25 protein-coding genes, 2 tRNA genes and 1 pseudogene are annotated in these 22,996 nt (G+C 61.6%); 12 read left to right on the top strand and 16 right to left on the bottom strand.

Translation table 11 applies throughout. The features are described 5' to 3' along the window. The 3 genes and pseudogenes from Q7J58_RS21770 to arsH all read left to right on the top strand — a co-directional run. Window positions 1-173, top strand: a pseudogene (locus Q7J58_RS21770) (arsenical-resistance protein); the annotation flags it as partial. Window positions 174-196: 23 nt separating this feature from the next. Beyond that, the gene (gene arsC / locus Q7J58_RS21775; RefSeq protein WP_304832054.1) at window positions 197-619 is read left to right on the top strand and encodes an arsenate reductase (glutaredoxin); all 423 of its coding nucleotides are present in this window, start codon (window positions 197-199) and stop codon (window positions 617-619) included. 16 nt (window positions 620-635) lie between these two features. Beyond that, the gene (gene arsH / locus Q7J58_RS21780; RefSeq protein ID WP_304832056.1) at window positions 636-1,358 is read left to right on the top strand and encodes an arsenical resistance protein ArsH; all 723 of its coding nucleotides are present in this window, start codon (window positions 636-638) and stop codon (window positions 1,356-1,358) included. 18 nt (window positions 1,359-1,376) lie between these two features. Here arsH and Q7J58_RS21785 read toward each other — a convergent pair whose 3' ends face one another. From Q7J58_RS21785 to Q7J58_RS21835, 11 genes are all read right to left on the bottom strand, one after another. Beyond that, window positions 1,377-2,318 carry a cation diffusion facilitator family transporter gene (locus Q7J58_RS21785; protein ID WP_304832058.1) on the bottom strand — a complete coding sequence of 314 codons (942 nt, stop codon included), beginning with the start codon at window positions 2,316-2,318 and terminating at the stop codon, window positions 1,377-1,379. Next, entirely contained in the window at window positions 2,315-2,746 is a 432-nt protein-coding gene (locus Q7J58_RS21790) for an OsmC family protein (RefSeq protein WP_304832059.1), read from the bottom strand. The genes Q7J58_RS21785 and Q7J58_RS21790 overlap by 4 nt, the downstream gene beginning before the upstream one ends. A gap of 50 nt (window positions 2,747-2,796) precedes the next feature. Further along, complete coding sequence (locus Q7J58_RS21795; protein WP_304832060.1) at window positions 2,797-3,477, bottom strand: cytochrome c biogenesis protein CcdA; 681 nt, start codon at window positions 3,475-3,477, stop codon at window positions 2,797-2,799. Next, window positions 3,474-3,902 (bottom strand): thioredoxin family protein, encoded by a 429-nt coding sequence (locus tag Q7J58_RS21800; RefSeq protein ID WP_304832062.1) that lies wholly within the window; start codon window positions 3,900-3,902, stop codon window positions 3,474-3,476. Before Q7J58_RS21800 ends, Q7J58_RS21795 begins: the two co-directional genes overlap by 4 nt. Window positions 3,903-3,904: 2 nt before the next feature. Then, window positions 3,905-4,378 carry a rhodanese-like domain-containing protein gene (locus tag Q7J58_RS21805; protein WP_304832064.1) on the bottom strand — a complete coding sequence of 158 codons (474 nt, stop codon included), beginning with the start codon at window positions 4,376-4,378 and terminating at the stop codon, window positions 3,905-3,907. Window positions 4,379-4,390: 12 nt separating this feature from the next. Next, window positions 4,391-4,624 carry a thioredoxin family protein gene (locus Q7J58_RS21810; RefSeq protein WP_304832065.1) on the bottom strand — a complete coding sequence of 78 codons (234 nt, stop codon included), beginning with the start codon at window positions 4,622-4,624 and terminating at the stop codon, window positions 4,391-4,393. A 3-nt stretch (window positions 4,625-4,627) separates the two neighbouring features. After that, the gene (locus Q7J58_RS21815) at window positions 4,628-5,566 is read right to left on the bottom strand and encodes an MBL fold metallo-hydrolase (RefSeq protein ID WP_304832066.1); all 939 of its coding nucleotides are present in this window, start codon (window positions 5,564-5,566) and stop codon (window positions 4,628-4,630) included. 51 nt (window positions 5,567-5,617) lie between these two features. Next, window positions 5,618-6,667: a permease gene (locus tag Q7J58_RS21820; RefSeq protein ID WP_304832067.1), complete on the bottom strand. Its 1,050-nt coding sequence runs from the start codon at window positions 6,665-6,667 to the stop codon at window positions 5,618-5,620. Between the two features lie 48 nt (window positions 6,668-6,715). After that, the gene (locus tag Q7J58_RS21825; RefSeq protein ID WP_304832069.1) at window positions 6,716-7,690 is read right to left on the bottom strand and encodes an MBL fold metallo-hydrolase; all 975 of its coding nucleotides are present in this window, start codon (window positions 7,688-7,690) and stop codon (window positions 6,716-6,718) included. Between the two features lie 92 nt (window positions 7,691-7,782). Next, complete coding sequence (locus tag Q7J58_RS21830) at window positions 7,783-8,364, bottom strand: TlpA disulfide reductase family protein (RefSeq protein ID WP_304832071.1); 582 nt, start codon at window positions 8,362-8,364, stop codon at window positions 7,783-7,785. Continuing rightward, entirely contained in the window at window positions 8,361-8,930 is a 570-nt protein-coding gene (locus Q7J58_RS21835) for a sigma-70 family RNA polymerase sigma factor (protein ID WP_304832073.1), read from the bottom strand. The genes Q7J58_RS21830 and Q7J58_RS21835 overlap by 4 nt, the downstream gene beginning before the upstream one ends. 747 nt (window positions 8,931-9,677) lie before the next feature. Between Q7J58_RS21835 and Q7J58_RS21840 the strand changes: the two genes are divergently transcribed. Together Q7J58_RS21840 and Q7J58_RS21845 are read left to right on the top strand one after the other, a co-directional pair. Further along, complete coding sequence (locus Q7J58_RS21840) at window positions 9,678-10,223, top strand: DOMON-like domain-containing protein (protein ID WP_304832075.1); 546 nt, start codon at window positions 9,678-9,680, stop codon at window positions 10,221-10,223. Beyond that, window positions 10,207-11,409: a DUF1343 domain-containing protein gene (locus tag Q7J58_RS21845; RefSeq protein WP_304832077.1), complete on the top strand. Its 1,203-nt coding sequence runs from the start codon at window positions 10,207-10,209 to the stop codon at window positions 11,407-11,409. The genes Q7J58_RS21840 and Q7J58_RS21845 overlap by 17 nt, the downstream gene beginning before the upstream one ends. A gap of 99 nt (window positions 11,410-11,508) precedes the next feature. Here the strand turns inward: Q7J58_RS21845 and Q7J58_RS21850 are convergent, their stop codons facing one another. The 5 genes from Q7J58_RS21850 to Q7J58_RS21870 all read right to left on the bottom strand — a co-directional run bounded on the left by Q7J58_RS21850 (window position 11,509) and on the right by Q7J58_RS21870 (window position 17,102). Then, complete coding sequence (locus Q7J58_RS21850) at window positions 11,509-11,997, bottom strand: GNAT family N-acetyltransferase (protein ID WP_304832078.1); 489 nt, start codon at window positions 11,995-11,997, stop codon at window positions 11,509-11,511. Further along, window positions 11,997-13,331 carry a phosphoglucosamine mutase gene (gene glmM, locus Q7J58_RS21855; RefSeq protein WP_304832080.1) on the bottom strand — a complete coding sequence of 445 codons (1,335 nt, stop codon included), beginning with the start codon at window positions 13,329-13,331 and terminating at the stop codon, window positions 11,997-11,999. The genes Q7J58_RS21850 and glmM overlap by 1 nt, the downstream gene beginning before the upstream one ends. Before the next feature lie 109 nt (window positions 13,332-13,440). After that, entirely contained in the window at window positions 13,441-14,271 is an 831-nt protein-coding gene (gene folP, locus Q7J58_RS21860) for a dihydropteroate synthase (protein ID WP_304832082.1), read from the bottom strand. A gap of 98 nt (window positions 14,272-14,369) precedes the next feature. Then, window positions 14,370-16,286 carry an ATP-dependent zinc metalloprotease FtsH gene (gene ftsH / locus Q7J58_RS21865; protein ID WP_304832084.1) on the bottom strand — a complete coding sequence of 639 codons (1,917 nt, stop codon included), beginning with the start codon at window positions 16,284-16,286 and terminating at the stop codon, window positions 14,370-14,372. 138 nt (window positions 16,287-16,424) lie between these two features. After that, entirely contained in the window at window positions 16,425-17,102 is a 678-nt protein-coding gene (locus Q7J58_RS21870; RefSeq protein ID WP_304832086.1) for an RlmE family RNA methyltransferase, read from the bottom strand. A 72-nt stretch (window positions 17,103-17,174) separates the two neighbouring features. Here Q7J58_RS21870 and Q7J58_RS21875 point away from each other — a divergent pair, with 72 nt between their 5' ends. From Q7J58_RS21875 to Q7J58_RS21905, 7 genes are all read left to right on the top strand, one after another. Next, complete coding sequence (locus tag Q7J58_RS21875) at window positions 17,175-17,651, top strand: YhbY family RNA-binding protein (RefSeq protein WP_304832088.1); 477 nt, start codon at window positions 17,175-17,177, stop codon at window positions 17,649-17,651. A 144-nt stretch (window positions 17,652-17,795) separates the two neighbouring features. Beyond that, a complete protein-coding gene (locus Q7J58_RS21880) occupies window positions 17,796-19,889 on the top strand; it encodes a M3 family metallopeptidase (protein ID WP_304832090.1) in 2,094 nt (697 codons plus the stop codon). Window positions 19,890-19,898: 9 nt separating this feature from the next. After that, window positions 19,899-20,588 (top strand): glutaredoxin family protein, encoded by a 690-nt coding sequence (locus Q7J58_RS21885; RefSeq protein ID WP_304832092.1) that lies wholly within the window; start codon window positions 19,899-19,901, stop codon window positions 20,586-20,588. 163 nt (window positions 20,589-20,751) lie between these two features. Then, on the top strand, window positions 20,752-21,864 hold the full coding sequence (locus tag Q7J58_RS21890; protein WP_304832094.1) for a YeeE/YedE family protein: 1,113 nt from the start codon (window positions 20,752-20,754) through the stop codon (window positions 21,862-21,864). Then, complete coding sequence (locus Q7J58_RS21895) at window positions 21,861-22,724, top strand: tRNA threonylcarbamoyladenosine dehydratase (protein ID WP_304832096.1); 864 nt, start codon at window positions 21,861-21,863, stop codon at window positions 22,722-22,724. Before Q7J58_RS21890 ends, Q7J58_RS21895 begins: the two co-directional genes overlap by 4 nt. A 40-nt stretch (window positions 22,725-22,764) precedes the next feature. Then, a tRNA-Lys gene (locus tag Q7J58_RS21900) sits at window positions 22,765-22,840 on the top strand. Between the two features lie 82 nt (window positions 22,841-22,922). Next, a tRNA-Lys gene (locus tag Q7J58_RS21905) sits at window positions 22,923-22,995 on the top strand. Window position 22,996: the final 1 nt, after the last annotated feature.

The following is a 22,996-nucleotide window of genomic DNA, read 5'->3' on the forward strand; positions in this document are numbered from 1 at the left end:
CCTGCCTGATTGGCACATCCAACTTCTTCGAACTCGCCGTGGCGGTGGCCATCTCGCTGTTTGGTCTGAACTCAGGCGCCGCGCTGGCCACGGTGGTCGGCGTGTTGGTCGAAGTGCCGGTGATGCTGTCGCTGGTGGCCATCGTCAACGCCCGGCGCCCCGCCACCGCTTGAGCCAGTTGCCACAACCCTCATCCATGCCCAATATCACCATCTTCCACAACCCAGCCTGCGGCACCTCGCGCAACACGCTGGCCCTGATCCGCAACAGCGGGGTCGAACCGACTGTCGTGGAGTACCTCAAGAACCCGCCAAGCACCGAGCAACTGCGCCAGTTGCTGAGCGCCATGGGTGCCACGGTGCGCGACGTCCTGCGTGAAAAAGGAACGCCCTACGCCGAACTTGATCTGGGCAACCCGACATGGACCGACGCGCAGTTGCTGGCCTTCATCGAACAACACCCGATCCTGCTGAACCGCCCCATCGTCGTGACGCCCATGGGTGTGCGCCTGTGCCGGCCATCCGAAGCGGTGCTGGACATTCTGCCTTTACCCCAGCAGGGTCCGTTCGTCAAAGAAGACGGAGAGGTGGTCATCGATGCCCGGGGGAACCGTGTCTGAGACTGTCTCAAAAGCCGTGACCAAGCCCTTGTCCGACTTGCCCCAGTTGGCGCCCGAACACTTCCGGGTGCCCGACCCCGCCAGACTGCAGCGCCCACCCTCGGCCCACCCGCCCCGCATCCTTCTGCTGTACGGCTCGCTGCGTCCGCGCTCGTTCAGCCGCCTGCTGGTAGAAGAATCGGCCCGGTTGCTGCAGGCCATGGGCGCAGACGTTCAGGTGTTCAACCCGAGCGGTCTGCCCTTGCCCGACGATGCACCGGACTCGCACCCCAAGGTGCAGGAGCTGCGCGAGCGGGTGCTCTGGTCCGAGGGCATGGTCTGGTGTTCGCCGGAACGCCATGGCGCCATGACCGGCATCATGAAAGCGCAGATCGACTGGATTCCGCTGGCCGCTGGCGCGGTGCGCCCGACCCAGGGCAAAACCCTGGCGGTCATGCAGGTCTGCGGCGGCTCCCAATCCTTCAACGCCGTCAACCAGATGCGCGTACTCGGGCGCTGGATGCGCATGATCACCATTCCCAACCAGTCGTCGGTGGCCAAAGCCTTTATGGAGTTCGATGACAACGACCGGATGAAGCCCTCGCCATACCTTGATCGCGTGGTGGACGTGCTGGAAGAATTGCTCAAGTTCACGCTGCTGACGCGCGACGTGTCGCCCTACCTGGTGGACCGCTACAGCGAACGCAAGGAGAGTGCCGAGGAACTGATGAAACGGGTAAACCAGCCAAAGGCGGTGTGATGCCGCCGCCAGCGCCCTTCAGTGGTTGTGCGCATGGCCATGTTTTTGGGGCGCAGCGCACCCGGCAGGCCAGTCGCCGCAAGGCGCTGTGAAAGGCACCCGCACCACCTGGATGGTGGCGTGCTCGATCTCAAAGCGGTGATGCAACTGCTCGGTGGCGTTCTGCAAGAAGGCATCGTCGGCGTGGCCCTCAGGCATCACCAGTTGTGCCGTCATCGCGATGTCCGAGGTGCCCATGGCCCAGACATGCAGGTCGTGCACCCGAGCCACGCCCGGAAGAGACTCCAGCAAGGCTTTCACCTGCAGCAAATCCACGCTTTCGGGCACACCGTCAAACAGCAAGTGCAGCGACTGACGGAACAGGCTCCAGGTGCCCACCACGATCACCACGGCAATCAACAGGCTGACGACGGGATCCAGCCAGGTCCAGCCGAACCACAACGCCAAGGCGCCCGCCACGACCACGCCGGCCGAGACCAGCGCGTCCGCCGCCATGTGCAGGAAGGCACCGCGAATGTTCAGGTCTTTCTCCCGCCCACGCATGAAAAGCAAAGCCGTTGTGGTGTTGACCACAATGCCGACACCGGCCACCACCATGATGGTGATGCCCTGCACCGGCTCGGGCGACTGCAGGCGGTGCAGCGCCTCCCACACCAGCGATCCCATGGCCACCAACAGCAACAAGGCATTGATGAAGGCGGCCAGAATGGTGGCACGCTTCCAGCCGTAAGTGTGGCGTGCATCGGGGCGCAACTTGCCCGCCAGCGCCCCGCCCCAGGCCAGCACAAGGCCGATCACATCGCTCAGGTTGTGGCCCGCGTCGGCCAGCAGCGCCAAGGAGTTGATCTTCCAGCCGTAAAACGCCTCCATCGCCACAAAGGCGATGTTCAGCGCGATGCCGACAGCAAAAGCGGTATTGAAATTGGCGGGCGCATGGCTGTGGTTGTGGCCCGCGTTCATGGGGTTTCTTTCTTGCGCAGCAGCACGCCGCAGAGCTCGGTACCCGGGGCCACGGTGTTGAAAACGGTGCCGTACTGCTTCACGTTGTGATGCAACAAATCCAGGCGGCGATCGGTTTCGTCGGTGTCCACCACAATTTCGTAGCGGATGGATTCCATGCGTGGTGGCACGTCCTGGCGCACACCGTGCACATGCACCACCACACCGCGCAATTGAAAATGAAGGATGGGAACCACCCGCTCAATGCCCTTGATCATGCATGCCGACAATGCAGCCAGCAACAGCTCGGCGGGGTTGAAGGCGTCGGGGTTACCGGCCAGGTCGGTGTCCAGATCGATCTGCGCATTCTTGCAGGTGGAATGGCTGAGGTGTGCACTCTCGCGGCGTGAGACCACGTGAAACTGCATCTTGGCGGGGGGGTTGGTCATGAGGTTCTCTGTCGTTGAGCGGGTGGAAATTCTGCACTTCAAGCCTTGCCTCAAAGCCACTGTAAGCCCAGAGCCATCCAGTACAGACCCGCCACAGCCAGGAGCGCGGCAAATAGCCGCTGCCCGGGCAGCCAGGCCACCCAAGGCACGAGCCGGCGCACCATGCCGGTGGCCGCAGCCGGGACGGCACCCGCCAGCAGCAGCAAGACACTGCGACCCAGACCGTAGGCCAGCAGCAGCGCCGCACCCCACCCCATGGAGGCGCCCAGCACGGCACCAGACCCCGCGACCGTCAAGGCCGCTGCCAGCGCGGGCGTAGCGCAAGGGCTCATCACCGTCCCCATCAAGGCACCCAGCACCGCCGCGCCCCAGAAGCCGGAGCGCGCCAGCAGCGCCTGCCAAGCCAGAGGCAAGGCCACGCTGCAACGGCCCGCATGCGCACGCCACAAAACCACGGCCAGCAGAACCAGCAGGCCGCCGACCACCACCAGCCAGGGCCCGGGCAGCGTACCGAGCAGACCACCCAAGCGGGCGACCGCCAGGCCCATCACCAACAAGGCGGTGTTCATGCCGGCCACAAAGGCCAGCGACAGGCCCCAGGCGCGGCGCGGGCTGCTGCCCTGCCCGCCGACAAAGCCCACGGCCACCGGCACGGCGGCCAAGGCGCAGGGCGAAGCCGAGGTGACCACGCCCGCCAACAGCGCTGCCAGCAAGCCTTCGGTACCGGTCATGGCTGGGCCGGTGGCCGACCCAGACGCGCCAGGATCTCGTCCCCCGAGATTTTTCCCATGTGGCGCCCGGTCTCACGGCCTTGCGCGTCGAAGAATATCTGGGTGGGCATCAGACGGATCTGGTAGCGGCTGATCAGATCGCGGTCTTTCAAGATGTCGAAGTCGGCCACGGTGATGCGGTCCCCATGTGTTTTGATCAGATCGGCCAGGATGGGCTTCATCTCCCGGCAGCTCACGCAGGCATTGGCGCCGAACTCGATCACCGCCGGTTTGCCTGTGACCAGCACCTGGGCCACCGGGTCGGCAGCCCCCTGTGCCATCGCATCGACCTGCGGCGGCTCTGGCGTGTCGTTTTGCCGCAGGTAAACCACACCGCCCAACAACAGCGCCACAACCGCCAGCGCCCAGGGCAGCGTGCGGCCCATGTTCAGCAGCAACCGGTTCGCGTGGGCGCAGCAGCGTCGACCGTCGATCCGCAGCAGCCGGTGTCAGCTGCAGGCACGGCCGGCGCACAGCACGAGACGGCCACCGCGTTGCCACCACAACAGCCGGTGCTGGCGGCAGGCGCCTGATGCCGTTGGCCGATCACCGGAAAACCCTTGCTCATCCATTTCAGGATGCCGCCTTCCATGTTGCTCACGCGGTCGAAACCGTGGAACTGCAGAAAGTAGGTGGCCTTGAGGCTGCGTGCGCCGTTTTCGCACACCAGCACGGTGTCACGGTCTTTGGGCAGCTCGCTCCAGCGCTGTTCCAGCGCCATCAGCGGGATGTTGACGAGGTCGGGCACATCGAACGCCAGCGCGGCCACTTCGCTCAGCTCGCGCACGTCCAGCAGCAGCGCACCCTCGCGCACCAGGCGCTGGGTGGTGGTGGGACAGACCTGTTTGGCTTCTTCCAACATGTGTCTGTTCCTTCAGGCGCTGAGCCACTGTTCGATCTTCTCGCGGCTGGGCACGCCGCCAGCGTGTACCACCTTGCCGTTGATGACCACGCCGGGCGTGCTCATGACGCCGTAGCCCATGATGTCGCGCAGCTCTTCCACCTTTTCCAGCTTCACCGCCACGCCCTTGGCCTGCGCCACCTGGTCGATGAGGGCGATGGTGTTCTTGCAGTTGGTGCAACCGGTGCCGAGTACCTTGATGTCCATGATTTACTCCTGTTCCATTTCGAGATAGGTGCGGTTGGCGATCTGGGGCAGCCAGACCTCCACGTGTTTGAGATGCTTGAACGGTGCGGCATCAAAGCCCTTGATCGCGGTGCCCATGTCGGTGCCAGCTTCTACCGCTTTGCCCATGTGGGCGCGCAGGGCCTTGAGCAGGTTGCCTGTGTCCTTTTGTGCCTGGGCGAGCGTGGTCACGCTGCCGTGGCCGGGGACCACCACCTTGGGGTTCAACGCTTCGAGCGCCTCGAAGGACTCGACCCAGGTTTTGGTTTTGCTCACCGGGTGCAGGCCCAGGATGCGCTCCACATAGACCACATCGCCCGTGAACACGACGCCGCTTTGCGGCAGCCAGACCAGACTGTCGCCCGGCGTGTGGCCGCCTTTGCGGTGCACCACTTCGATGACCGTGCCGCCGAGTTCAAGCTGGGTGTTGGCGCCCTTCAGCCAGCGCGTGGGCAATACGATCTCTGTGCCGTCCATCTTTTCCTTGAGCACCGGCGCGTTGGCCTTCAGATGCTCCGGGCCACGCGCCTTCATGTCGGCCTCGGCATCGGCATGGGCCATGATTTCTGCGCCCTGCGCCTTAAAGTAGCCATTGCCCAGCCATCGGTGGTCTTGTCCACCGGTGTTGATGACCCATTTAATGGGTTGTTGCGTCACCTTCTTGGCCGCCTCGGCAATCTGGCGGGCGCTCTGGAAGCTGGCGCCCGGATCGATCAACACCGCGCCGGCTGGCGTGACCACCAGGCCAATGTTGGCGTTGAGCGCTTCGTTCTCATAGGTACGGCCTTCGATGTCGCCCACATGGGCGTACACATTGGGTGCCACGGCCTGGAATTTCACGTCCAGAGCATGGGCGCTCCAGGCCAGGGTGGTGGCCAGACCAACGACAGCGAGCTGGCGGATGCGGCTTAAGGTGGGGTGCATAGGGATGTATCTCCGGTTGGTTTTATGTGGAAAAGTAAAGCGTTCAACCGCTCACAGCAGTGCATTGAAGATAAAACCCACCGCCAGGATGCCGGTGGAAACGATGGACACAAAGATCACGATCAGACGCAGCTTGAGCACCTTGCGCAGGATGATCATCTCGGGCAACGAGAGCGCCACCACACTCATCATGAAGGCCAACGCAGTGCCCATGGCAGCGCCTTTGGCGGTCAGCGCCTCAATCACCGGCAGGATGCCGGCGGTGTTGGCGTACATGGGCACCCCCATCACCACCGCCAGCGGCACCGACCACCAGGCGGCATCCTTTCCCATAAAAGAAGCGAGGAACTCGGCCGGTACAAAACCGTGGATGCCCGCACCCACCGCGATGCCGCCCAGCACATAGGGCCAGACCTTGCCCACGATCTCGCGCACCGACGCCATGCCCGCCGCGATGCGGTCGGTCATACCCAGTTGCTGCGCCTCCACCTCAGAAGACACCTGCGGCATCTCGCGCACCCAGTCTTCCAGATGGCGTTCCAGCTTCATGGCGCCCATGATCAAACCAACGACGATGCCCAGCAACATGCCAAAACCCACGTAGAGAAGCGCCACCTTCCAGCCAAACAGCGAGAACAACAGGGTCAGCGCCACCGTATCCACCATGGGCGCAGTGATCAGGAAAGAAAACGTCACCCCCAGCGGCACACCGGCCTGCACGAAGCCGATGAACAGCGGCACCGACGAGCAGGAGCAAAACGGCGTGACCACGCCCAGCGCCGAGGCCATGCCATTGGCCACACCATGCGTGCGCCCAGCCAACAACGCGCGCGTGCGCTCCGGGGTGAACCAGGTGTTGACCATGCCCATGACGAACACCACCCCCGTCAGCAGCAACAGCACCTTGGGCGTGTCGTAGAAGAAAAACTGCAGGGAGTTGCCCAGGTGGCTCTGACGCTGCACCGGCAACAGGGACACCACGGCCTCGGAAAAGGGGATCAGCAACTGGTAGAGGCCGAGCCAGACCGCCGCAGCCACAATCAGAAAAACGCCAGGCTGGCGCTTGGGCCAGGCAGACAAGGAAGCAGTCAGGGTGTTCATACCAGTGAAGACGGTACTCAGGTCCAAAAGATGCAGGGTGGGCGCCCGTTATTTTTGCAAAGCGAACACTTCTTCAGCCATGCGCACCGCGTTTTGACCGCGAAAGCGCTTGTCATCAAAGTTCGCCAAATACGAAAAAGCCGACTGGTCGAGCTTCTCGGCCACCTCCACCGGGTCAAATGCCCCGTCGACAATGAGCTTTCGACTGCCATCGCGCAACATGAGCAGATAGCCCAGGCTGTCTTTGAGCGCCTTGTCCAGCGTGGTCACGTTGCCGTGCCCGGGGATCACGGTGACGGGTTTGAGTTCGTCGCGCAGACGCTCCAGCGCAGCGATCCACTGGAAACCGAGCCCCGGCTGGATGCCCAGCAAGCGCTCGGCAAACACCGAGTCGCCCGCGAAGACGATGCGTTCGGCAGGCAACCAGACCCAGAGGTCGCCGCCTGTGTGTGCCCCACCGGTGTAGATCAGCTCCACCTGTACGCCCTTCACGTCCAGTCTGTGGCGTCCTTTGAACGTGGTGTCCGCATGGACCTCTTTCGTACCGGCAAACCCGGCCTCGCCGATGTTGCGGCGGGCCATCTCCATTTGCTGGAAGCCGCGCGCCCGCTGGTCTTTCAGGCCCTCTTCGGCGGCGATGATGCGCGCGCCTTGCACAGAGCGGAAATAGTCGTTGCCCAGCCAGCGGTGATCCTGGCCCCCGGTGTTGACGGCCCAGCGGATGGGTTTATCGGTCACGGCGCGGATGGCCTTGACCATCACCTCGGCACCGGCGCGCGAGCCACTGGTGTCGATGACCACCACGCCGTCGTCGCCGATGATGAAACCCGCCGTCATGTTGTTGCCCAGGTTGCTGGGCGAGCGCTGACCGAGCTCGCCCACCAAGGCGTACACCCGTTCATGGACCTTGACGGTCTTGAACGTTCCCGTGTCGGGCAGAGTGGTCGATGGTGTCGGGTGGGCACAGCCCATCAAAAACACCAAAACGGCCAAAGCACCGTGCAAAAAAGCCTTGCGTCGCATCGTCGTCTCCATATTGGTATTCACTGGAGACGGTGCTGGGCCGAAAAAGACGCAGGTCACTGCAAATTTTTTGTTTGCGCTGCGCGCACCCGTCACAGCAACTGAGCAATGGCCTCCACGTCTTCGGCAAACATCTGACCTTTTTCGGCCAGCAGCAACTTGCCGTCGCGCCCGCCCAGCAGGGTAATGGGCAGGCCTCGGGGCTTGGGAAAGGCCTTGCGCCACTCGGGGCTGGCCCAGGCGGCGGGAAAGGTGTAGCCCTTCTTCTGTAGGTACGCCACCGCGTCCTCGGGCTTCCTGTCAATGGACAGCGCCACCATTTGCAACCCCCTGCCCTTCTGGCTCTGCCAGAGCTTTTCCATGCTCGGGCTCTGCAGCGCGCAGAACGGGCAGGTACTGGACCACCAGTACACCAGCAGCGGCTGGCCCGTGCTGCCGGACGGATCAAAAATCGAGCCATCCAGCAGGGCGATGCGCGGCAGGTTCAACACAGAGCCCAACGCGGGCAGGGGCGGCGCTTTGGCTTCTTCGGCGGCGGCAGACACGGGCTGCGCCTGGGTCGGCAGCGCGCACAGCAGACCGGTCATGCCCGCCAACAGCAGGCAGTCGCGTCGGTTCAGCCCCGATGCGGTTTCATGCGCTGCGATCGATTGGGGTGTGTCTGACGTGTTCATATCAAAGTACCTGGTTGGGCCACATCGGGCAAAGGCGGACGGGGAACAAAATCGTCCACACTTCCGCAAGCATCAAAAGACACCTGGCAGCCCTGCGCCATGCGCTCACGCATGCGCTGGCGGGCGCGTTGCACGCGCGATTTGGCGGCCGACAAACTCAAACCCTTGATCCGGGCAAATTCGGCTTGGGCCATCCCTTGCAGGTCGCACAACTCAATGGCTTCACGGTCTTGCGCATCCAGCTCGGACAAAACCCGTGGCACACACGCCACCAGCGCGTCCACCGCGTCCAGTTGCGCCGACTCCTCGGGCAGCTCTTCCCAATCGGCCGGCAAGGGCACCCACGGTTTGGCCGCCCGCAAGCGGTCGATCAGCGTGTTGCGCGCCACCTCGAACAGCCAGGCCCGTGGCTGGGCCACGTCAGGCAGTCGCGGCTCCTGCCGCATGACCTTGATGAAGGTGTCTTGCAGGATGTCTTCAACCTCAGCCTGAATTGGCATTCTGGCTCGCAGCCAGCCACGCAACTCCGCTTCGTGCCGGGACCAGAGAGACATCAAGGTGTTCATGTGGTGTGATTTTCAGGCCTGCTACCAAGGGCATGCATGTTGACTTTCGAATATAAGCGTCTGACGTTGAATCTAACACTTCAACACGTGTTGAATTTTGGTGCTGCCTCGTGCGAATTGATCCCAGGAACCCTGGTTGACCTCTTTTTCCCCTGCTGGAAACCCGGATGAATACCGACATTTTTGGCTACGAAATGAAGCACCCGTTGGGTGAGATCGTTGCGCGCCCAATGGGCGCTCTGCGGCATTGACCACCAGCCTGGCGGGCTGCCCACTCCAGGCAAAACACCGCGCCAAGCTGAGAAACACGCCTGCGGCAGGACGACGCACAAAACCGCTGCCGCGCCGCCAAAGACAGGCCCAGTAAGGCTGACGCCGAACGCTTGGGAAAAATCATGAAGGTGGTGCACAGCGACCGGCTGCAAGCGTGTGGGCGACAACAGCAATGCACCAACAATTTCATCGGGGTCTTCAAGATCCCGTCCCTCACCCTTGCAAAGGGGTGGGGATTTTTTTCATCCGATCTGAACCGACTTTTCCCCGTCTTCCGTGAGCACTTGCGAAAATCGACGGCTTATCGGAGATTGGGATACCTGCAGCCCGTGTCCAACAACCGCTGCGGGCCTGCCAGAATACAGGTCTGTGACGATCCATCCATCCCACGCCCACACTCTTCCCTCCCACGCACTGCCGCTGCTGTGCCATCCGGCCACACCCTGCACACACGACCTGCATATCAGCGCAAGCATGGCGTTCGCGGGTACCGTGGTCGGCAACGAAGCCCGTGGTGGCTTGCTGCTGAGCTACTGCATCAGCGGCGACGTGTCCGCTCTGAAGATACCTGCACCGTCCACGCCCGGAGCGACCGACGGTCTATGGCAACACACCTGTTTTGAGGCATTCGTGGCAGTCCCCGGCGAAGCGGCTTACCGCGAATTCAACTTCGCGACTTCCGGCCAATGGGCAGCCTACCGGTTCAGCGACGAGCGCGTGCGCGACACTGCCCATGAATTGGCCCAAGAGCTGGCTGAGCCGCATATGGACACAAGTCGGGATGCCCACACCTTGCGTCTGCAGGTATGGCTTGCGCGCAGCGCCCTGCCCACACCAGCGGCGGGGCAGCCCCTGCAATGGGGTCTGACGGCCGTGGTGGAAGACCTCCGTGGCCAGCTCAGTTACTGGGCGCTGCACCACCCCGCCGCACGGCCCGACTTTCACCACCGAGGTGGCCTGGCGCTGCCGCTTTTCGATCCATCCTCGCCGCCCAAGACACCCCATGAAATTTGGTATTGAACGTTTCTTGCAAGACCCTGCCCTGCGTGCCCCCCTGGCGGGTCGGCGTGTGGCCCTGCTCGCCCACCCGGCCTCCGTCACGCGCGACCTCACCCACTCGCTGGACGCCCTGGCTGCCCTGCCCGACATGCAGCTCACGGCCGCCTTCGGCCCGCAACACGGCCTGCGTGGTGACAAGCAAGACAACATGGTCGAATCGCCCGACTACCTCGACCCTCGGCTCGGCATTCCGGTGTTCAGCCTGTACGGCACGGTGCGCCGCCCGACACCGGCCATGATGGACAGCTTTGACGTGTTGCTGGTGGACCTGCAAGATCTGGGCTGCCGCATCTACACCTTCATCACCACGCTGCGCTACGTGCTGGAAGCCGCTGCGCAACACGGCAAAAGTGTGTGGGTGCTGGACCGCCCCAACCCAGCTGGCCGACCGGTGGAAGGCCTGACGCTGCGCGAAGGCTGGGAAAGTTTTGTGGGCGCAGGCCCCATGCCCATGCGCCACGGCATGACCATGGGCGAACTGGGCCACTGGTTCGTCGCCACGCTGGGCCTGCAAGTGAACTACCACGTGATCGCTATGGAAGGCTGGCAACCTGGCGCTGCGCCGGGCTTTGGCTGGCCGGTGGAGCGCACCTGGGTGAACCCGAGCCCGAATGCCGCCAACCTGAGCATGGCTCGTGCGTACGCCGGCACGGTCATGCTGGAGGGCACCACGCTGAGCGAAGGCCGCGGCACCACGCGTCCGCTGGAGTTGTTTGGCGCGCCCGACCTGGATGCCCGTCGCCTGATGGACGACATGCGCCGCCTCGCACCCCAGTGGCTGCAGGGCTGCGTGCTGCGCGAGTGCTTTTTTGAACCCACCTTCCACAAGCACCAAGGCCAGCTTTGCGCTGGTGTGCAAATTCATGTGGAAGACCTTAAACACTACGACCACACGGCGTTCAAGCCTTGGCGCCTGCAAGCGCTGGCCTTCAAGGCGCTGCGTCTGCAAGCACCCAACTACCCGCTGTGGCGCGACTTTGCTTACGAATACGAGCACGACCGCCTGGCGATTGACCTGATCAACGGCGGGCCAGCACTGCGCGAGTGGGTGGACAATGCAGCGGCGATGGCTGCCGACCTGGACGCAATAGCGGAGCCTGACGAAGCGGCCTGGATGGAGACCCGCAAACCGTTCCTGCTCTACTGAGCAAGAAAAACGGGGCCGCAAAGATGCGGCGGAATCGACACCGGACCGCTCGAAAAACCCGATCAGAATACGGCGTACAGCGCGGCGGTGTTGTACCGCTCACAGCCATTTTTGAAAGAACTGGGCTGTGCCCATCTCCGGGTCGAGCTGGTAGCCTTCGTACCCGATGCGGCGGTACAGCTTCACGGCGGGCACGTTGCCCGAAAGCACTTCCAGCGTCATCTTCACAGCGCCGCGCTCTTGTGCAATGCGCTCGGCCAGTGCAAGCATCCGGACTGCAACGCCTCGCCCCCGATGGCTGTTCAGCACCGCTACATCGTGCACGTTCACCAAGGGCTTGCAGGCGAAAGTTGAAAATCCTTCGATGCAGTTCACCAATCCCACCGGTTGCCCTGCGTCCAATGCCAGCACGCTGTAGGCTTGAGGCCGTGCTGACAGTTCGCGCACGAGGTGGGTCTTGGCGTAGTGGCTCAACGGCTTGCCTCCACCGGCTGGGTCGCTGGCATAGGCGTCAAGAATGTACACCACAGCCGCCGCGTCGGAGGCGCTGGCGTAGTCGGCAAGGCGAACGGTCAATGCGGCAACCATCAGCCGGCCTTCACCGCATCGACCAGGCGTTGCGCGCACGCTTGGGCCTGCTGGCCGTCGCGTGCTTCCACCATCACACGCAACAGCGGCTCAGTCCCGCTGGCGCGAATCAGCACCCGCCCAGCATCCCCCAGCTCGGCCTCCACAGCGCGGGTTTCCTCGGCCAAACGGGTGCTGGTTGTCCAGTCCTGACCGGATTGCAGACGAACATTGATGAGGGTCTGAGGGAAAAGCGTCACGTCGACCAGCAACTGCGCCATGGTTTTGCCACTGTCCACGCAGGCATGCAGCACCTGCAGGGCCGACACCAAGCCGTCGCCTGTGGTGTGGCGGTCCAGTACCAGAATATGCCCGGAACCCTCGCCACCCAGCACCCAGCCGTGGCGCTCCAACTCTTCGAGCACGTAGCGGTCACCCACCTTGGCGCGCACAAACTTCACGCCTTTGTGCTTGAACGCCACTTCTACGGCCTTGTTGGTCATCAGCGTACCGACCACGCCAGGCACGTCGATATCGCGAGCAATGCGGTCGGTTGCAATCAGGTAGAGCAGCTCGTCACCATTGAACAGGCGTCCGCTGGCGTCCACCATTTGCAGGCGGTCGGCGTCGCCATCGAGTGCAATGCCGTAGTGCGCGCCGTGTGCCTTCACAGCGTCCACCAGTGCCTGCGGATGGGTTGCCCCCACACCGTGGTTGATGTTCAGACCATCGGGTGAGCAGCCGATCTTGATCACCTCTGCACCGAGTTCGTGGAAAACGTCGGGTGCGATGCTGTACGCAGCGCCGTTGGCGCCGTCCACAACGATCTTCAAACCCTTCAAGGTGAAGTGGTGCGAGCAGGTGCTCTTGCAAAACTCAATGTAACGACCGGATGCATCGTCCATGCGTCGGGATTTGCCCAGACTGGCAGAGTCCACCCAAACCGGCGCCTCTTCCAGCGCCGATTCCACCGCCAACTCCCAGTCGTCCGGAAGCTTCGCGCCTGTGGCGCTGAAAAACTTGATACCGTTGTCTTCAAACGGGTTGTGACTGGCCGAAATCACCACACCCAGACTGGCCCGCTGGGCCCGGGTGAGGTAGGCCACGGCCGGCGTTGGCACAGGGCCCAGCAACAGCACGTCGACCCCAGCGGAGTTGAAGCCACTTTCCAGGGCGCTCTCCAGCATGTAGCCTGAAATCCGCGTGTCCTTGCCAATCAACACCGTTGGGCGCGCCTCGCTGCGCTTGAGCACGCGGCCCACCGCGTGGGCGAGGCGCAACACGAAATCGGGCGTGATGGGAGGCTGCCCAACTGTTCCGCGAATGCCATCGGTACCAAAATATTGGCGGCTCATATCTTTGTCCTTGTGTGGTGTTTGCTGTTGGTATTTTGTGGAGTCGGTACGCGACGGCCGCCTCTTCACCGGCATGCATTATCGGGGCACCGCTCGCCCACACAAAAAATCAGGTGGGCAAACTGGCTTGCCAGACCTTCAGAGCGTCAACGGTTTGACAAACATCGTGCACACGTACCACGCGCGCGCCCCGATCGACCGCCAACAGAGCGGCCGCCACACTGGCCGAGACGCGCTCCGCAGGTACAGCGCGGCCCGTCACATGCCCCAGCGAAGACTTGCGCGACCAGCCCGCGAGCAAAGGGTAGCCCAGCGCCAACAGCGGTTGCTGGTGCGCCAGCAGGCTGAAGTTCTGCGCCACGGTTTTGCCAAAGCCGATGCCGGGGTCGAGCACAATGCGCTCAGCAAGCACACCGTGCGCAGCCAAAACGCCGGCACGCTGGTTCAAAAAAACAGCCACCTCATTCACCACATCGCCGTCCATAGGTGCCACCTGCATGGTTTGCGGGTCGCGGTGCATGTGCATCAGACACACACCGCAGCGCGGATGCGCGGCCACCACAGCCAGCGCACCGCCCTGGCGCAGCGCCCAGATGTCGTTGATCACATCGGCACCGGCATCCAGCACAGCGCGCATCACCTCGGGTTTGTAGGTATCCACCGATACCGGGACGCCCAACGACACCGCCGTTTGCACCACAGGCAACACCCGGGCCAACTCCTCCTCTAGCCCCACCGCCGGGCTGCCAGGCCGAGTCGACTCACCACCAATGTCGAGCATGTGAGCCCCGTCTTTCAACAGCTGCTCGCAATGGCGCAGCGCTGCGGTGGTGGTGGCATGGCGCCCGCCGTCTGAAAACGAATCGGGCGTGACATTGACGATACCCATGACCTGGGGTGTGGAGAGATCTATGTCAAAACGGGAGGTTACCCAACGCATGGCACGCCTTTGAACGGGAAAGTCATGTGAAAAGTTGCAAAAAGCAAACAACAACGGGGCCCAAGGCCCCGTTTGTTGAAAATCAGCGAACCGCTTCTTCAGGCTGCTGTCGGCGCCGGATCGGTGTTCACCGCTGGCGTACCGCCACTGTCACCCCCACCCACCGAGGGGTTGCGTGGTGTCCAGTCCTTGGGTGGGCGAGGTGGTTTGCCTGCCATGATGTCGTCGATCTGCTCAGCATCAATGGTTTCCCATTCCAGCAAGGCCTTGGCCATGGCATGCATCTGCTCGGTGTGCTCTTCAATCAGATCACGGGCCAATTTGTACTGCTGGTCGATGATGCGGCGCACTTCACCATCTACCTTTTGCATGGTCTGCTCGCTCATGTTGGTGGTTTTCGTCACCGAGCGGCCCAGAAACACTTCGCCTTCGTTTTCAGCGTAGACCATCGGGCCCAGCGCATCGGTCATGCCGTACCGCATCACCATATCGCGGGCGATCGAAGTAGCGCGCTCAAAATCGTTGCTGGCGCCGGTGGTCATCTGGTTCATGAACACCTCTTCGGCAATACGGCCACCAAACAGCATGCTGATCTGGTTCAGCATGTAGTCTTTGTCGTAGCTGTACCGGTCTTGCGCCGGCAGGCTCATGGTCACGCCCAGCGCGCGGCCACGGGGAATGATGGTGACCTTGTGCACCGGATCGCATTTGGGCAACAGCTTGCCAATGAGTGCGTGGCCGGACTCGTGGTAGGCCGTGTTGCGGCGCTCTTCTTCCGGCATCACCATGCTCTTGCGCTCGGGGCCCATGAAGATCTTGTCTTTGGCTTTTTCGAAGTCCTGCATTTCCACCACGCGGGCGTTGCGGCGAGCGGCCATCAGGGCAGCTTCGTTGCACAGGTTGGCCAAATCTGCACCGCTCATGCCAGGTGTCCCACGGGCAATGACGCTCGGGTTCACGTCGGTGCCCAGCGGCACTTTGCGCATGTGCACGTTCAGGATTTGCTCGCGGCCCCGAATATCGGGCAGCGTCACATACACCTGACGGTCAAAACGGCCGGGGCGCAGCAAGGCAGCGTCCAGAATGTCGGGACGGTTGGTGGCAGCCACCACGATCACACCGACGTTCGTCTCAAAGCCGTCCATTTCAACCAGCATCTGGTTCAAGGTCTGCTCGCGCTCGTCGTTACCGCCGCCCAGACCCGCGCCACGCTGGCGCCCCACGGCGTCAATTTCATCAATAAAGATGATGCAAGGTGCATTTTTCTTGGCATTGTCAAACATGTCGCGCACGCGGGCTGCGCCCACGCCCACAAACATTTCGACAAAATCAGAACCTGAGATGCTGAAAAACGGTACTTTGGCTTCACCAGCGATGCCCTTGGCCAGCAGCGTCTTGCCGGTGCCCGGAGGACCAACAAGCAACAGACCCCGTGGAATACGGCCACCCAGTTTCTGGAACTTGGCAGGATCTTTCAGGAAGTCAACAACCTCCTTGACTTCTTCCTTGGCCTCATCGCAACCGGCCACATCGGCAAAGGTCACGGTATTGTTGTTTTCATCGAGCATCCGGGCCTTGCTCTTGCCGAAGCTGAACGCGCCGCCTTTGCCGCCGCCCTGCATCTGGCGCATGAAATAGATCCAGACACCGATCAGCAGCAGCATGGGGCCCCAGCTGACCAGCAGTGTCATGAGCAACGAGCCCTCTTCGCGGGGACGCACATCGAACTTGACATTGTTGTTGATCAAGTCGCCGACCAGACCACGGTCAAGATAGGTGGCGGTGGTGCGCACACGGCGATCATCTGTGGTGATCGCCACAATGTCGGTACCACCCGGACCTTCCTGGATGGTGGCCGACTTGAGTCCGCCTGATTTGACCAGATCAAGAAATTCAGAGTAGCCGACGGTGCCGGCACTCGCGCTGGTGCGGCCGTCAAACTGCTTGAAGACGGTGAAAAGCACCATGGCGATAACCATCCATACGGCGATTTTCGAAAACCACTGGTTGTTCAAGTGCAGCTCCTGGCGGGGATATTGATAGACATTGGTAGATTGAGCCCATTTTAGGACTTTCAAGCGGGCATGCCTTTGATAAATGCTGAGGCAATATCAATCAAAGGGTTAGTCATTTTTGTGTGTTGAACACGCGCTTCAGACAACAGCCTGCTTTTTCAGACCCATGCCCACCAGAAAGGTTTCAGATGATTTTTCTCGTGAGGCCTTGGGCTTGATCGCCTTGACGGTGCGAAAAGTCTGCCGAAACAGCGCCACCATCGGGTCGTAGGCGCCGCCATGGAACAGCTTGACCACCAGCGCGCCATCAGGCTTGAGGTGGTTGACAGCGAAGTCCACTGCCAGCTCCACCAGATCGGCAATACGTGCTGCATCGGTAGAACCAATGCCCGACAGATTGGGCGCCATGTCTGAGACCACCACATCGACAGCACTCACGCCGCGGTCTACCAACGCTTGTTCCAGTTGGGCCAGTACCGCAGACTCACGGAAATCGCCCAGAATAAAATGCACACCCTCCACCGGGTCCATGGGCAACATGTCCAGCGCAACAATGGTGCCGTGCAACTCGCCCACGGCCGCACCCTGTGGGCTCAGGCGTCGACGCGCATACTGGCTCCATGCACCCGGCGTAGAGCCCAAGTCCACCACGCACTGGCCCGGACGGATCAGGCCCAGCGTTTCATCCAGTTCCTTGAGCTTGTATGCCGCACGTGCGCGGTACCCATCCTTCTTGGCCAGAAGCACATAGGTATCGTTGACGTGCTGGTTGAGCCAGGCCTTGTTGACCTTCTTGCTCTTCGTTTTAACTTTCATGCTGCGCAGATACCTTGACAGGCTGCCTGCACGAAAAACGCACAACGGCCGCCGTTAAACGATAATTGTCCCATGCCTCAGATCACACTCACACCCGCCCAGCGCAAAGTCCACCGCGCCGAGGCCCACCACCTTGATCCCGTCGTCCACATTGGCGGCGATGGATTGACCCCCGCAGTCAAAAAAGAAATCGACGGTGCACTTAAAGCACACGGATTGATCAAGATCCGTGTTTTCAACGACGACCGTGCCGCCCGTGAATCCATGCTGCAAGCGCTGGCTGGCGAGCTCGATGCCGCACCCATCCAGCACATCGGCAAATTGCTGGTGCTGTGGCGCCCCATGCCAGAGAAGGAAAAATCGGTGGACGAGGACCGCATGCCCGGCCCGCGCGATGTCAAGGTGCTGAAATTCAGCAGCCGCGGCGGCCAGCGCCCTGAAGTGAAGGTGGTTCGCGTTCTGGGCAATCAGCGCCTGACCACCGGCGGCCAGGTCAAACGCGCCAAACCGATGCAAAAAAGCGTCAAGAAAAGCGCTCAATCGCAGTAGCCACGCTCCGGAACGCAATCCGGACAGTACACAGGGCAATCGGGCGTGGCTACCATGCTTGGCTGTCCTTTTTTTTGCCCGGCACCACCTGCGACAGCCTCCGGCCACCTTGAACTTCGCACCCTGCGCCACATCTGAACAGCCATGAACGACCGCACCGCCCCCGCCACGCTCAATCCTTTGCTGGATTTTTCCGATCTGCCGCTGTTTGATGCCATCACGCCCACTTTGGTAGCCCCGGCCATCGACGCCTTGCTGGAAACCACCAGCACCGCGCTGGAAACGGTGACTGCGCCGGATTTCCCGGCGCAATGGTCGCAAATTTCCCTCACCTTGGACGTGCCCGCCGAGCGCCTTTCACGTGCCTGGGGCGCCGTCAGCCACCTCAACAGCGTGGCCGACACGCCCGAATTGAGAGCCGCCTACAACGAGGTTCTTCCCAAGGTCACCGAATTCTGGACGCGCCTGGGCGCCGACGAGCGCCTGTACGCCAAATACAAGGCCATGGACCCCACCAGCCTGACGCCCGAACAGACCCAGGCGCACAAAAATGCCGTGCGGGGTTTCGTGCTGGGTGGCGCCGATCTACAAGGCGAGGCCAAAACCCGATTTGCATGGCTGCAAGAACGACAAGCCGAACTGGGACAGAAATTCAGCGAAAACGCTCTGGACGCTACCGATGCGTTCGCCCTCTACGTTCCCACGGAAGACATGGCTGGCGTGCCTGAAGATGTGAAGCAAACCGCGGCCGCTGCAGCCTTGGCCGACGAAAAGACCGGCCACAAACTCACGCTGAAAATGCCGTGCTATTTGCCGGTGATGCAATTCGCTCACAGCAGCGCCCTGCGCGAAACACTCTACCGCGCATACGCCACGCGTGCCAGCGACCAGGCTGCGGGCGATGCGGTGAAATTCGACAACGCGGCCATCATGGGCGAGCTGCTGGCGCTGCGCCATGAAGAAGCGCAGCTGCTGGGCTACCGCCACTTTGCCGACGTGTCGCTGGTGCCAAAAATGGCCGAAACGCCGGAACAGGTGATTGCCTTTCTGCGCAACCTGGGCCAGAAAGCCCGCCCGCATGCCGTCAAAGACGTGGCCGACCTGCGCGCCTTCGCCTCCAGCGAACTGGGCCTGAGCGATCCACAGGCCTGGGACTGGCCGTACATTGGCGAAAAACTGAAGGAAGCCCGTTACGCCTTCAGCGAGCACGAAGTCAAAGCCTATTTCACCGCCCCCAAGGTGCTTGCGGGCCTGTTCCAGATTGTTGAAACGCTGTTTGAGGTGGCGATCCGCCCCGATACCGCGCCGGTGTGGAACCCCGGCGTCGAGTTTTACCGCATTGAACGCAGCACGCCCGAAGGCATGCAGTTGGTGGGCCAGTTCTACCTGGACCCGGCTGCACGCACCGGCAAACGCGGTGGCGCCTGGATGGACGATGTGCGGGCCCGCTGGCTGCGCCCGGACACCGGCGCGCTGCAAACGCCCGTGGCGCATCTGGTGTGCAACTTCGCCGAAGGCGTCGAGGTGGATGGCATCAAGAAGCCGCCGCTGCTCACACACGACGACGTGATCACCCTTTTCCACGAATTTGGGCACGGCCTGCACCACATGCTCACGCAGGTCAACGAGCGCGACGTGTCGGGCATCAGCGGGGTGGAATGGGACGCTGTGGAACTGCCTAGCCAGTTCATGGAAAACTTCTGCTGGGAATGGGATGTACTCAAGCACATGACCGCCCATGTGGACACTGGCGAACCGCTGCCCCGTGCGCTTTTTGACAAAATGCTCGCCGCCAAGAACTACCAGAGCGGCCTGCAAACCCTGCGCCAGGTGGAGTTTTCTCTGTTTGACATGCTGCTGCACAGTCAGACCGAGCCGGTCACCAGTGGCGAAGCCATTCTGGCCTTGCAACAACAGGTGCGCGACGAGGTGGCCGTGCTGCAACCTCCGGCTTACAGTCGCTCACCCCACACCTTTAGTCACATCTTTGCTGGCGGGTATTCGGCCGGTTACTACAGCTACAAGTGGGCCGAAGTCCTGTCAGCAGACGCTTACGCGGCATTCGAAGAAGCGGCCCAAGCCAACGGCCACAGCACGTTGGACGTTGCCACCGGACGGCGCTACCGCCAAACCATTTTAGAGGCCGGTGGAAGCCGCCCAGCCATGGAATCGTTCAAAGCCTTCCGCGGACGCGAACCCAGCATCGAGGCCTTGTTGCGTCACCAAGGTATGGCGTGAGAAAACTGTATGAACATCATCAACGCAGCCCTCGCTACGATCCACCCCGGCAAGCACCTGTCCAAGCCTGTCCTTACCGCTGTGGTAGGGCTTGTCTTTGGCTTGGTAGCAACACCCATGCTGGCCCAGGGTGTCTACCGCATTGTGGGTCCGGATGGCCGCATCACCTATTCTGACCAGCCTCCCCCTGCCCTGGTGAATCCCCGGCCAATCGATAGCGTAACGGCAAAAACGGTCTCCAATGCAAACTCACAACTGCCATTTGTACTGCGCCAAGTGGCCAGCCGGTACCCCGTGAAGCTCTACACCAGCACAGGCTGTGCGCCCTGCGACAGCGGGCGCAATCTGCTGAACACCCGCGGCATTCCGTACGTTGAAAAAACCATCAACACCCAGCAAGACGCTGAAGAACTGAAGAGATTCAGCGGTGCGACATCGCTGCCGTTTCTGACCATCGGAGCTCAGCAAATCAAGGGGTATTCAGAGACTGAATGGACCCAGTTCATCGACGCAGCGGGCTACCCCAAGCAGTCAATTCTGCCCAACACCTACCAACGCCCAGCGGCCACTCCTTTGGTCACGATAGCGCCTTCAGAACCTGCAGCTGCGGTACTTGACAACGCACCCCGTCAACGCACCACGGAACCGGTGGTACCTGTCACCCCACCCACTGAGAACCCATCGGGTATTCGGTTCTAAATGAAATAGATTTAGAAAATAGGTCAAGCTCACGCACGTGACCAGCCCGCTCACGAGCGCTGCCTTCTGGCCAATGAACAATCTCGGTTAAACGAAGTTTCCAGCGTTTTTTGAACATCCCTGTGCGGGCGACCAGTGCTTGCCTCCTCCTACAATGGCAACCATGGAAATCGCTGACCTTCTTAAACTACAAACGCTGGTGCTGTGGTCCGCTTTCGCAGTGGCTGTGGCGTTTGGCTTCATTGCTCAACGCACCCATTTCTGCACCATGGGCGCCCTCAGCGACATTGTGAACATGGGCGACTGGACGCGCATGCGCACTTGGGGCATGGCAGTGGGCGTGGCCATGATCGGATTTCACACCATGGCATGGCTAGGATGGATCGACGACAAAAACACCATTTATGCCTCGGGCCGCATCATCTGGCTTTCCGCCTTGGTGGGCGGTGGGCTGTTTGGTTTCGGCATGGTACTGGCCTCGGGCTGCGGCAGCAAAACCCTCGCGCGCATCGGCGCAGGCAGCCTGAAGTCCCTGGTAGTTTTCTTCGTAATGGGCTTTGCAGCCTTCGCCACCTTGCGCGGCGTGCTGGCTGTGTTGCGCGTCAACACCGTTGACCGTGTGGCTTTTGACATACCAGCAGGCAGTGCAGTGCCTGCCTGGGTCGCTTCCGGCTTTGGCCTTGACCCGACCGTCACGGGCATGCTGGTGGCCTTGCTGGTGGGTGGTGCACTGATCATATGGGCATTATTGGGCCCCGACTTTCGCAACACCAACAACTTGCTGGCCGGCGGTGGCCTGGGGCTGGTTATTGCTGCGATGTGGTGGGTCAGTGGTCACTTGGGTTTTGTGGCCGAGCACCCTGAAACCCTGGAGTCGGTGTATGTGGCGACCAACACCGGCCGTATGGAATCGCTGACCTTCACAGCACCCATGGCCTACACCCTGGACTGGGTGATCTTCTTCAGCGACACATCTAAAGTGTTGACACTGGGCGTGGTAACTGTGGTCGGCGTGGTGGTGGGTGCTTTTGTGCAGGCCCAGTTGAGCCGCAGCTTTCGGTGGGAAGGTTTTCGCAGCACCGAAGACACCGCGCTGCACTTGGTCGGTGCCGTGTGCATGGGCGTAGGTGGTGTCACAGCCATGGGCTGCACGGTGGGACAGGGCCTATCGGGTCTGTCTACGCTCAGCCTCACGAGCATGATTGCTGTCGTGGGCATCTTTTTGGGGGCCATCGGTGGTTTCCGCTTTCAGATGTGGCTTCTGGAGCGCGAGTGACCGCCAAGCTGGACGCTGGCCCGATTCAGCCAGACGCAACCAAAAACTTCGAGCGCCGCTTTGGTGGTTTGCGTCGCCTTTATGGCGTTGACGGCGCGCAGCGCATTTTTGACGCGCATGTGGTGGTGGTTGGCATAGGGGGCGTGGGGTCCTGGTCGGTCGAAGCACTGGCGCGCAGCGGGGTGCGCAGGCTCACCCTTATCGACCTGGATCTCGTTTCCGAATCCAACATCAATCGGCAGATTCACGCACTGGAACCCACACTGGGGCAATCCAAGGCCGAGGCCATGCGCGAGCGCATCGCGCTGTTTCATCCCGACTGCACCGTTGACGTTATCGACGACTTCGTTACTCCTGACAACTGGCCTGCTTTGCTCAATACCGCTCTGGGTCACAGCGTGCCCTTACCCTGCGCGCTGATCGATGCCTGTGATCAGGTGCGCGCCAAGACCACGCTGGCGGCCTGGGCAGTTTCAAACGGTGTGCACTTTGTGACGGTCGGAGCAGCCGGCGGCAAGAGCCAAGCGCAGGCGGTGGAGGTCGATGACCTCGCAGCTGTCACACACGACCCCTTGCTGGCGCAGCTGCGTTATCGCTTGCGCAAACATCACAACGGGGCACGCACAAGTCGCATGCGGGTGACCTGTGTCTTTAGCCGCGAGGCGGTTGCACCACCCGACGCGTCGTGCGAGGTCGACAACCTGGACAGCACGCTCAACTGCCACGGATACGGCTCCATGGTGAGTGTGACCGCGACCTTTGGCCTGTGTGCAGCTGGGTGGGTTTTGAATGTTCTGGCTGCAAGTAAAAAAAGCATCCCACCCCCTCAAAAGAGAGACGAAAGTGACGCTATAATTTGAGGCTTCCCAGAACGATGCAAATTGTTATGTGAACCAAAGTGGGACGTTAGCTCAGTTGGTAGAGCAGCGGACTTTTAATCCGTTTGTCGTGGGTTCGACCCCCGCACGTCCCACCAGATTTTCAGGTTGCAACCAAGCTCGGCTGGTTCTCCTGCCCAGGTTTTGACGTCAGCATATTAGGCTGGCATTGAAATTGATGGGACGTTAGCTCAGTTGGTAGAGCAGCGGACTTTTAATCCGTTTGTCGTGGGTTCGACCCCCGCACGTCCCAC

The organism is Hydrogenophaga sp. (assembly GCF_030656115.1).
GTDB lineage: Bacteria > Pseudomonadota > Gammaproteobacteria > Burkholderiales > Burkholderiaceae_C > Hydrogenophaga.

What these genes read in the sequence shown, in the direction of transcription:
- arsC (WP_304832054.1), top strand. Translation starts at nt 197, where the DNA reads ATGCCCAATATCACCATCTTCCACAACCCAGCCTGCGGCACCTCGCGC.
- Q7J58_RS21785 (WP_304832058.1), bottom strand. Translation starts at nt 2,318, where the DNA reads ATGAACGCGGGCCACAACCACAGCCATGCGCCCGCCAATTTCAATACC.
- Q7J58_RS21790 (WP_304832059.1), bottom strand. Translation starts at nt 2,746, where the DNA reads ATGACCAACCCCCCCGCCAAGATGCAGTTTCACGTGGTCTCACGCCGC.
- Q7J58_RS21795 (WP_304832060.1), bottom strand. Translation starts at nt 3,477, where the DNA reads ATGACCGGTACCGAAGGCTTGCTGGCAGCGCTGTTGGCGGGCGTGGTC.
- Q7J58_RS21800 (WP_304832062.1), bottom strand. Translation starts at nt 3,902, where the DNA reads ATGGGCCGCACGCTGCCCTGGGCGCTGGCGGTTGTGGCGCTGTTGTTG.
- Q7J58_RS21805 (WP_304832064.1), bottom strand. Translation starts at nt 4,378, where the DNA reads ATGTTGGAAGAAGCCAAACAGGTCTGTCCCACCACCACCCAGCGCCTG.
- Q7J58_RS21810 (WP_304832065.1), bottom strand. Translation starts at nt 4,624, where the DNA reads ATGGACATCAAGGTACTCGGCACCGGTTGCACCAACTGCAAGAACACC.
- Q7J58_RS21815 (WP_304832066.1), bottom strand. Translation starts at nt 5,566, where the DNA reads ATGCACCCCACCTTAAGCCGCATCCGCCAGCTCGCTGTCGTTGGTCTG.
- Q7J58_RS21820 (WP_304832067.1), bottom strand. Translation starts at nt 6,667, where the DNA reads ATGAACACCCTGACTGCTTCCTTGTCTGCCTGGCCCAAGCGCCAGCCT.
- Q7J58_RS21825 (WP_304832069.1), bottom strand. Translation starts at nt 7,690, where the DNA reads ATGCGACGCAAGGCTTTTTTGCACGGTGCTTTGGCCGTTTTGGTGTTT.
- Q7J58_RS21830 (WP_304832071.1), bottom strand. Translation starts at nt 8,364, where the DNA reads ATGAACACGTCAGACACACCCCAATCGATCGCAGCGCATGAAACCGCA.
- Q7J58_RS21835 (WP_304832073.1), bottom strand. Translation starts at nt 8,930, where the DNA reads ATGAACACCTTGATGTCTCTCTGGTCCCGGCACGAAGCGGAGTTGCGT.
- Q7J58_RS21840 (WP_304832075.1), top strand. Translation starts at nt 9,678, where the DNA reads ATGGCGTTCGCGGGTACCGTGGTCGGCAACGAAGCCCGTGGTGGCTTG.
- Q7J58_RS21845 (WP_304832077.1), top strand. Translation starts at nt 10,207, where the DNA reads ATGAAATTTGGTATTGAACGTTTCTTGCAAGACCCTGCCCTGCGTGCC.
- Q7J58_RS21850 (WP_304832078.1), bottom strand. Translation starts at nt 11,997, where the DNA reads ATGGTTGCCGCATTGACCGTTCGCCTTGCCGACTACGCCAGCGCCTCC.
- glmM (WP_304832080.1), bottom strand. Translation starts at nt 13,331, where the DNA reads ATGAGCCGCCAATATTTTGGTACCGATGGCATTCGCGGAACAGTTGGG.
- folP (WP_304832082.1), bottom strand. Translation starts at nt 14,271, where the DNA reads ATGCGTTGGGTAACCTCCCGTTTTGACATAGATCTCTCCACACCCCAG.
- Q7J58_RS21870 (WP_304832086.1), bottom strand. Translation starts at nt 17,102, where the DNA reads ATGAAAGTTAAAACGAAGAGCAAGAAGGTCAACAAGGCCTGGCTCAAC.
- Q7J58_RS21875 (WP_304832088.1), top strand. Translation starts at nt 17,175, where the DNA reads ATGCCTCAGATCACACTCACACCCGCCCAGCGCAAAGTCCACCGCGCC.
- Q7J58_RS21880 (WP_304832090.1), top strand. Translation starts at nt 17,796, where the DNA reads ATGAACGACCGCACCGCCCCCGCCACGCTCAATCCTTTGCTGGATTTT.
- Q7J58_RS21885 (WP_304832092.1), top strand. Translation starts at nt 19,899, where the DNA reads ATGAACATCATCAACGCAGCCCTCGCTACGATCCACCCCGGCAAGCAC.
- Q7J58_RS21890 (WP_304832094.1), top strand. Translation starts at nt 20,752, where the DNA reads ATGGAAATCGCTGACCTTCTTAAACTACAAACGCTGGTGCTGTGGTCC.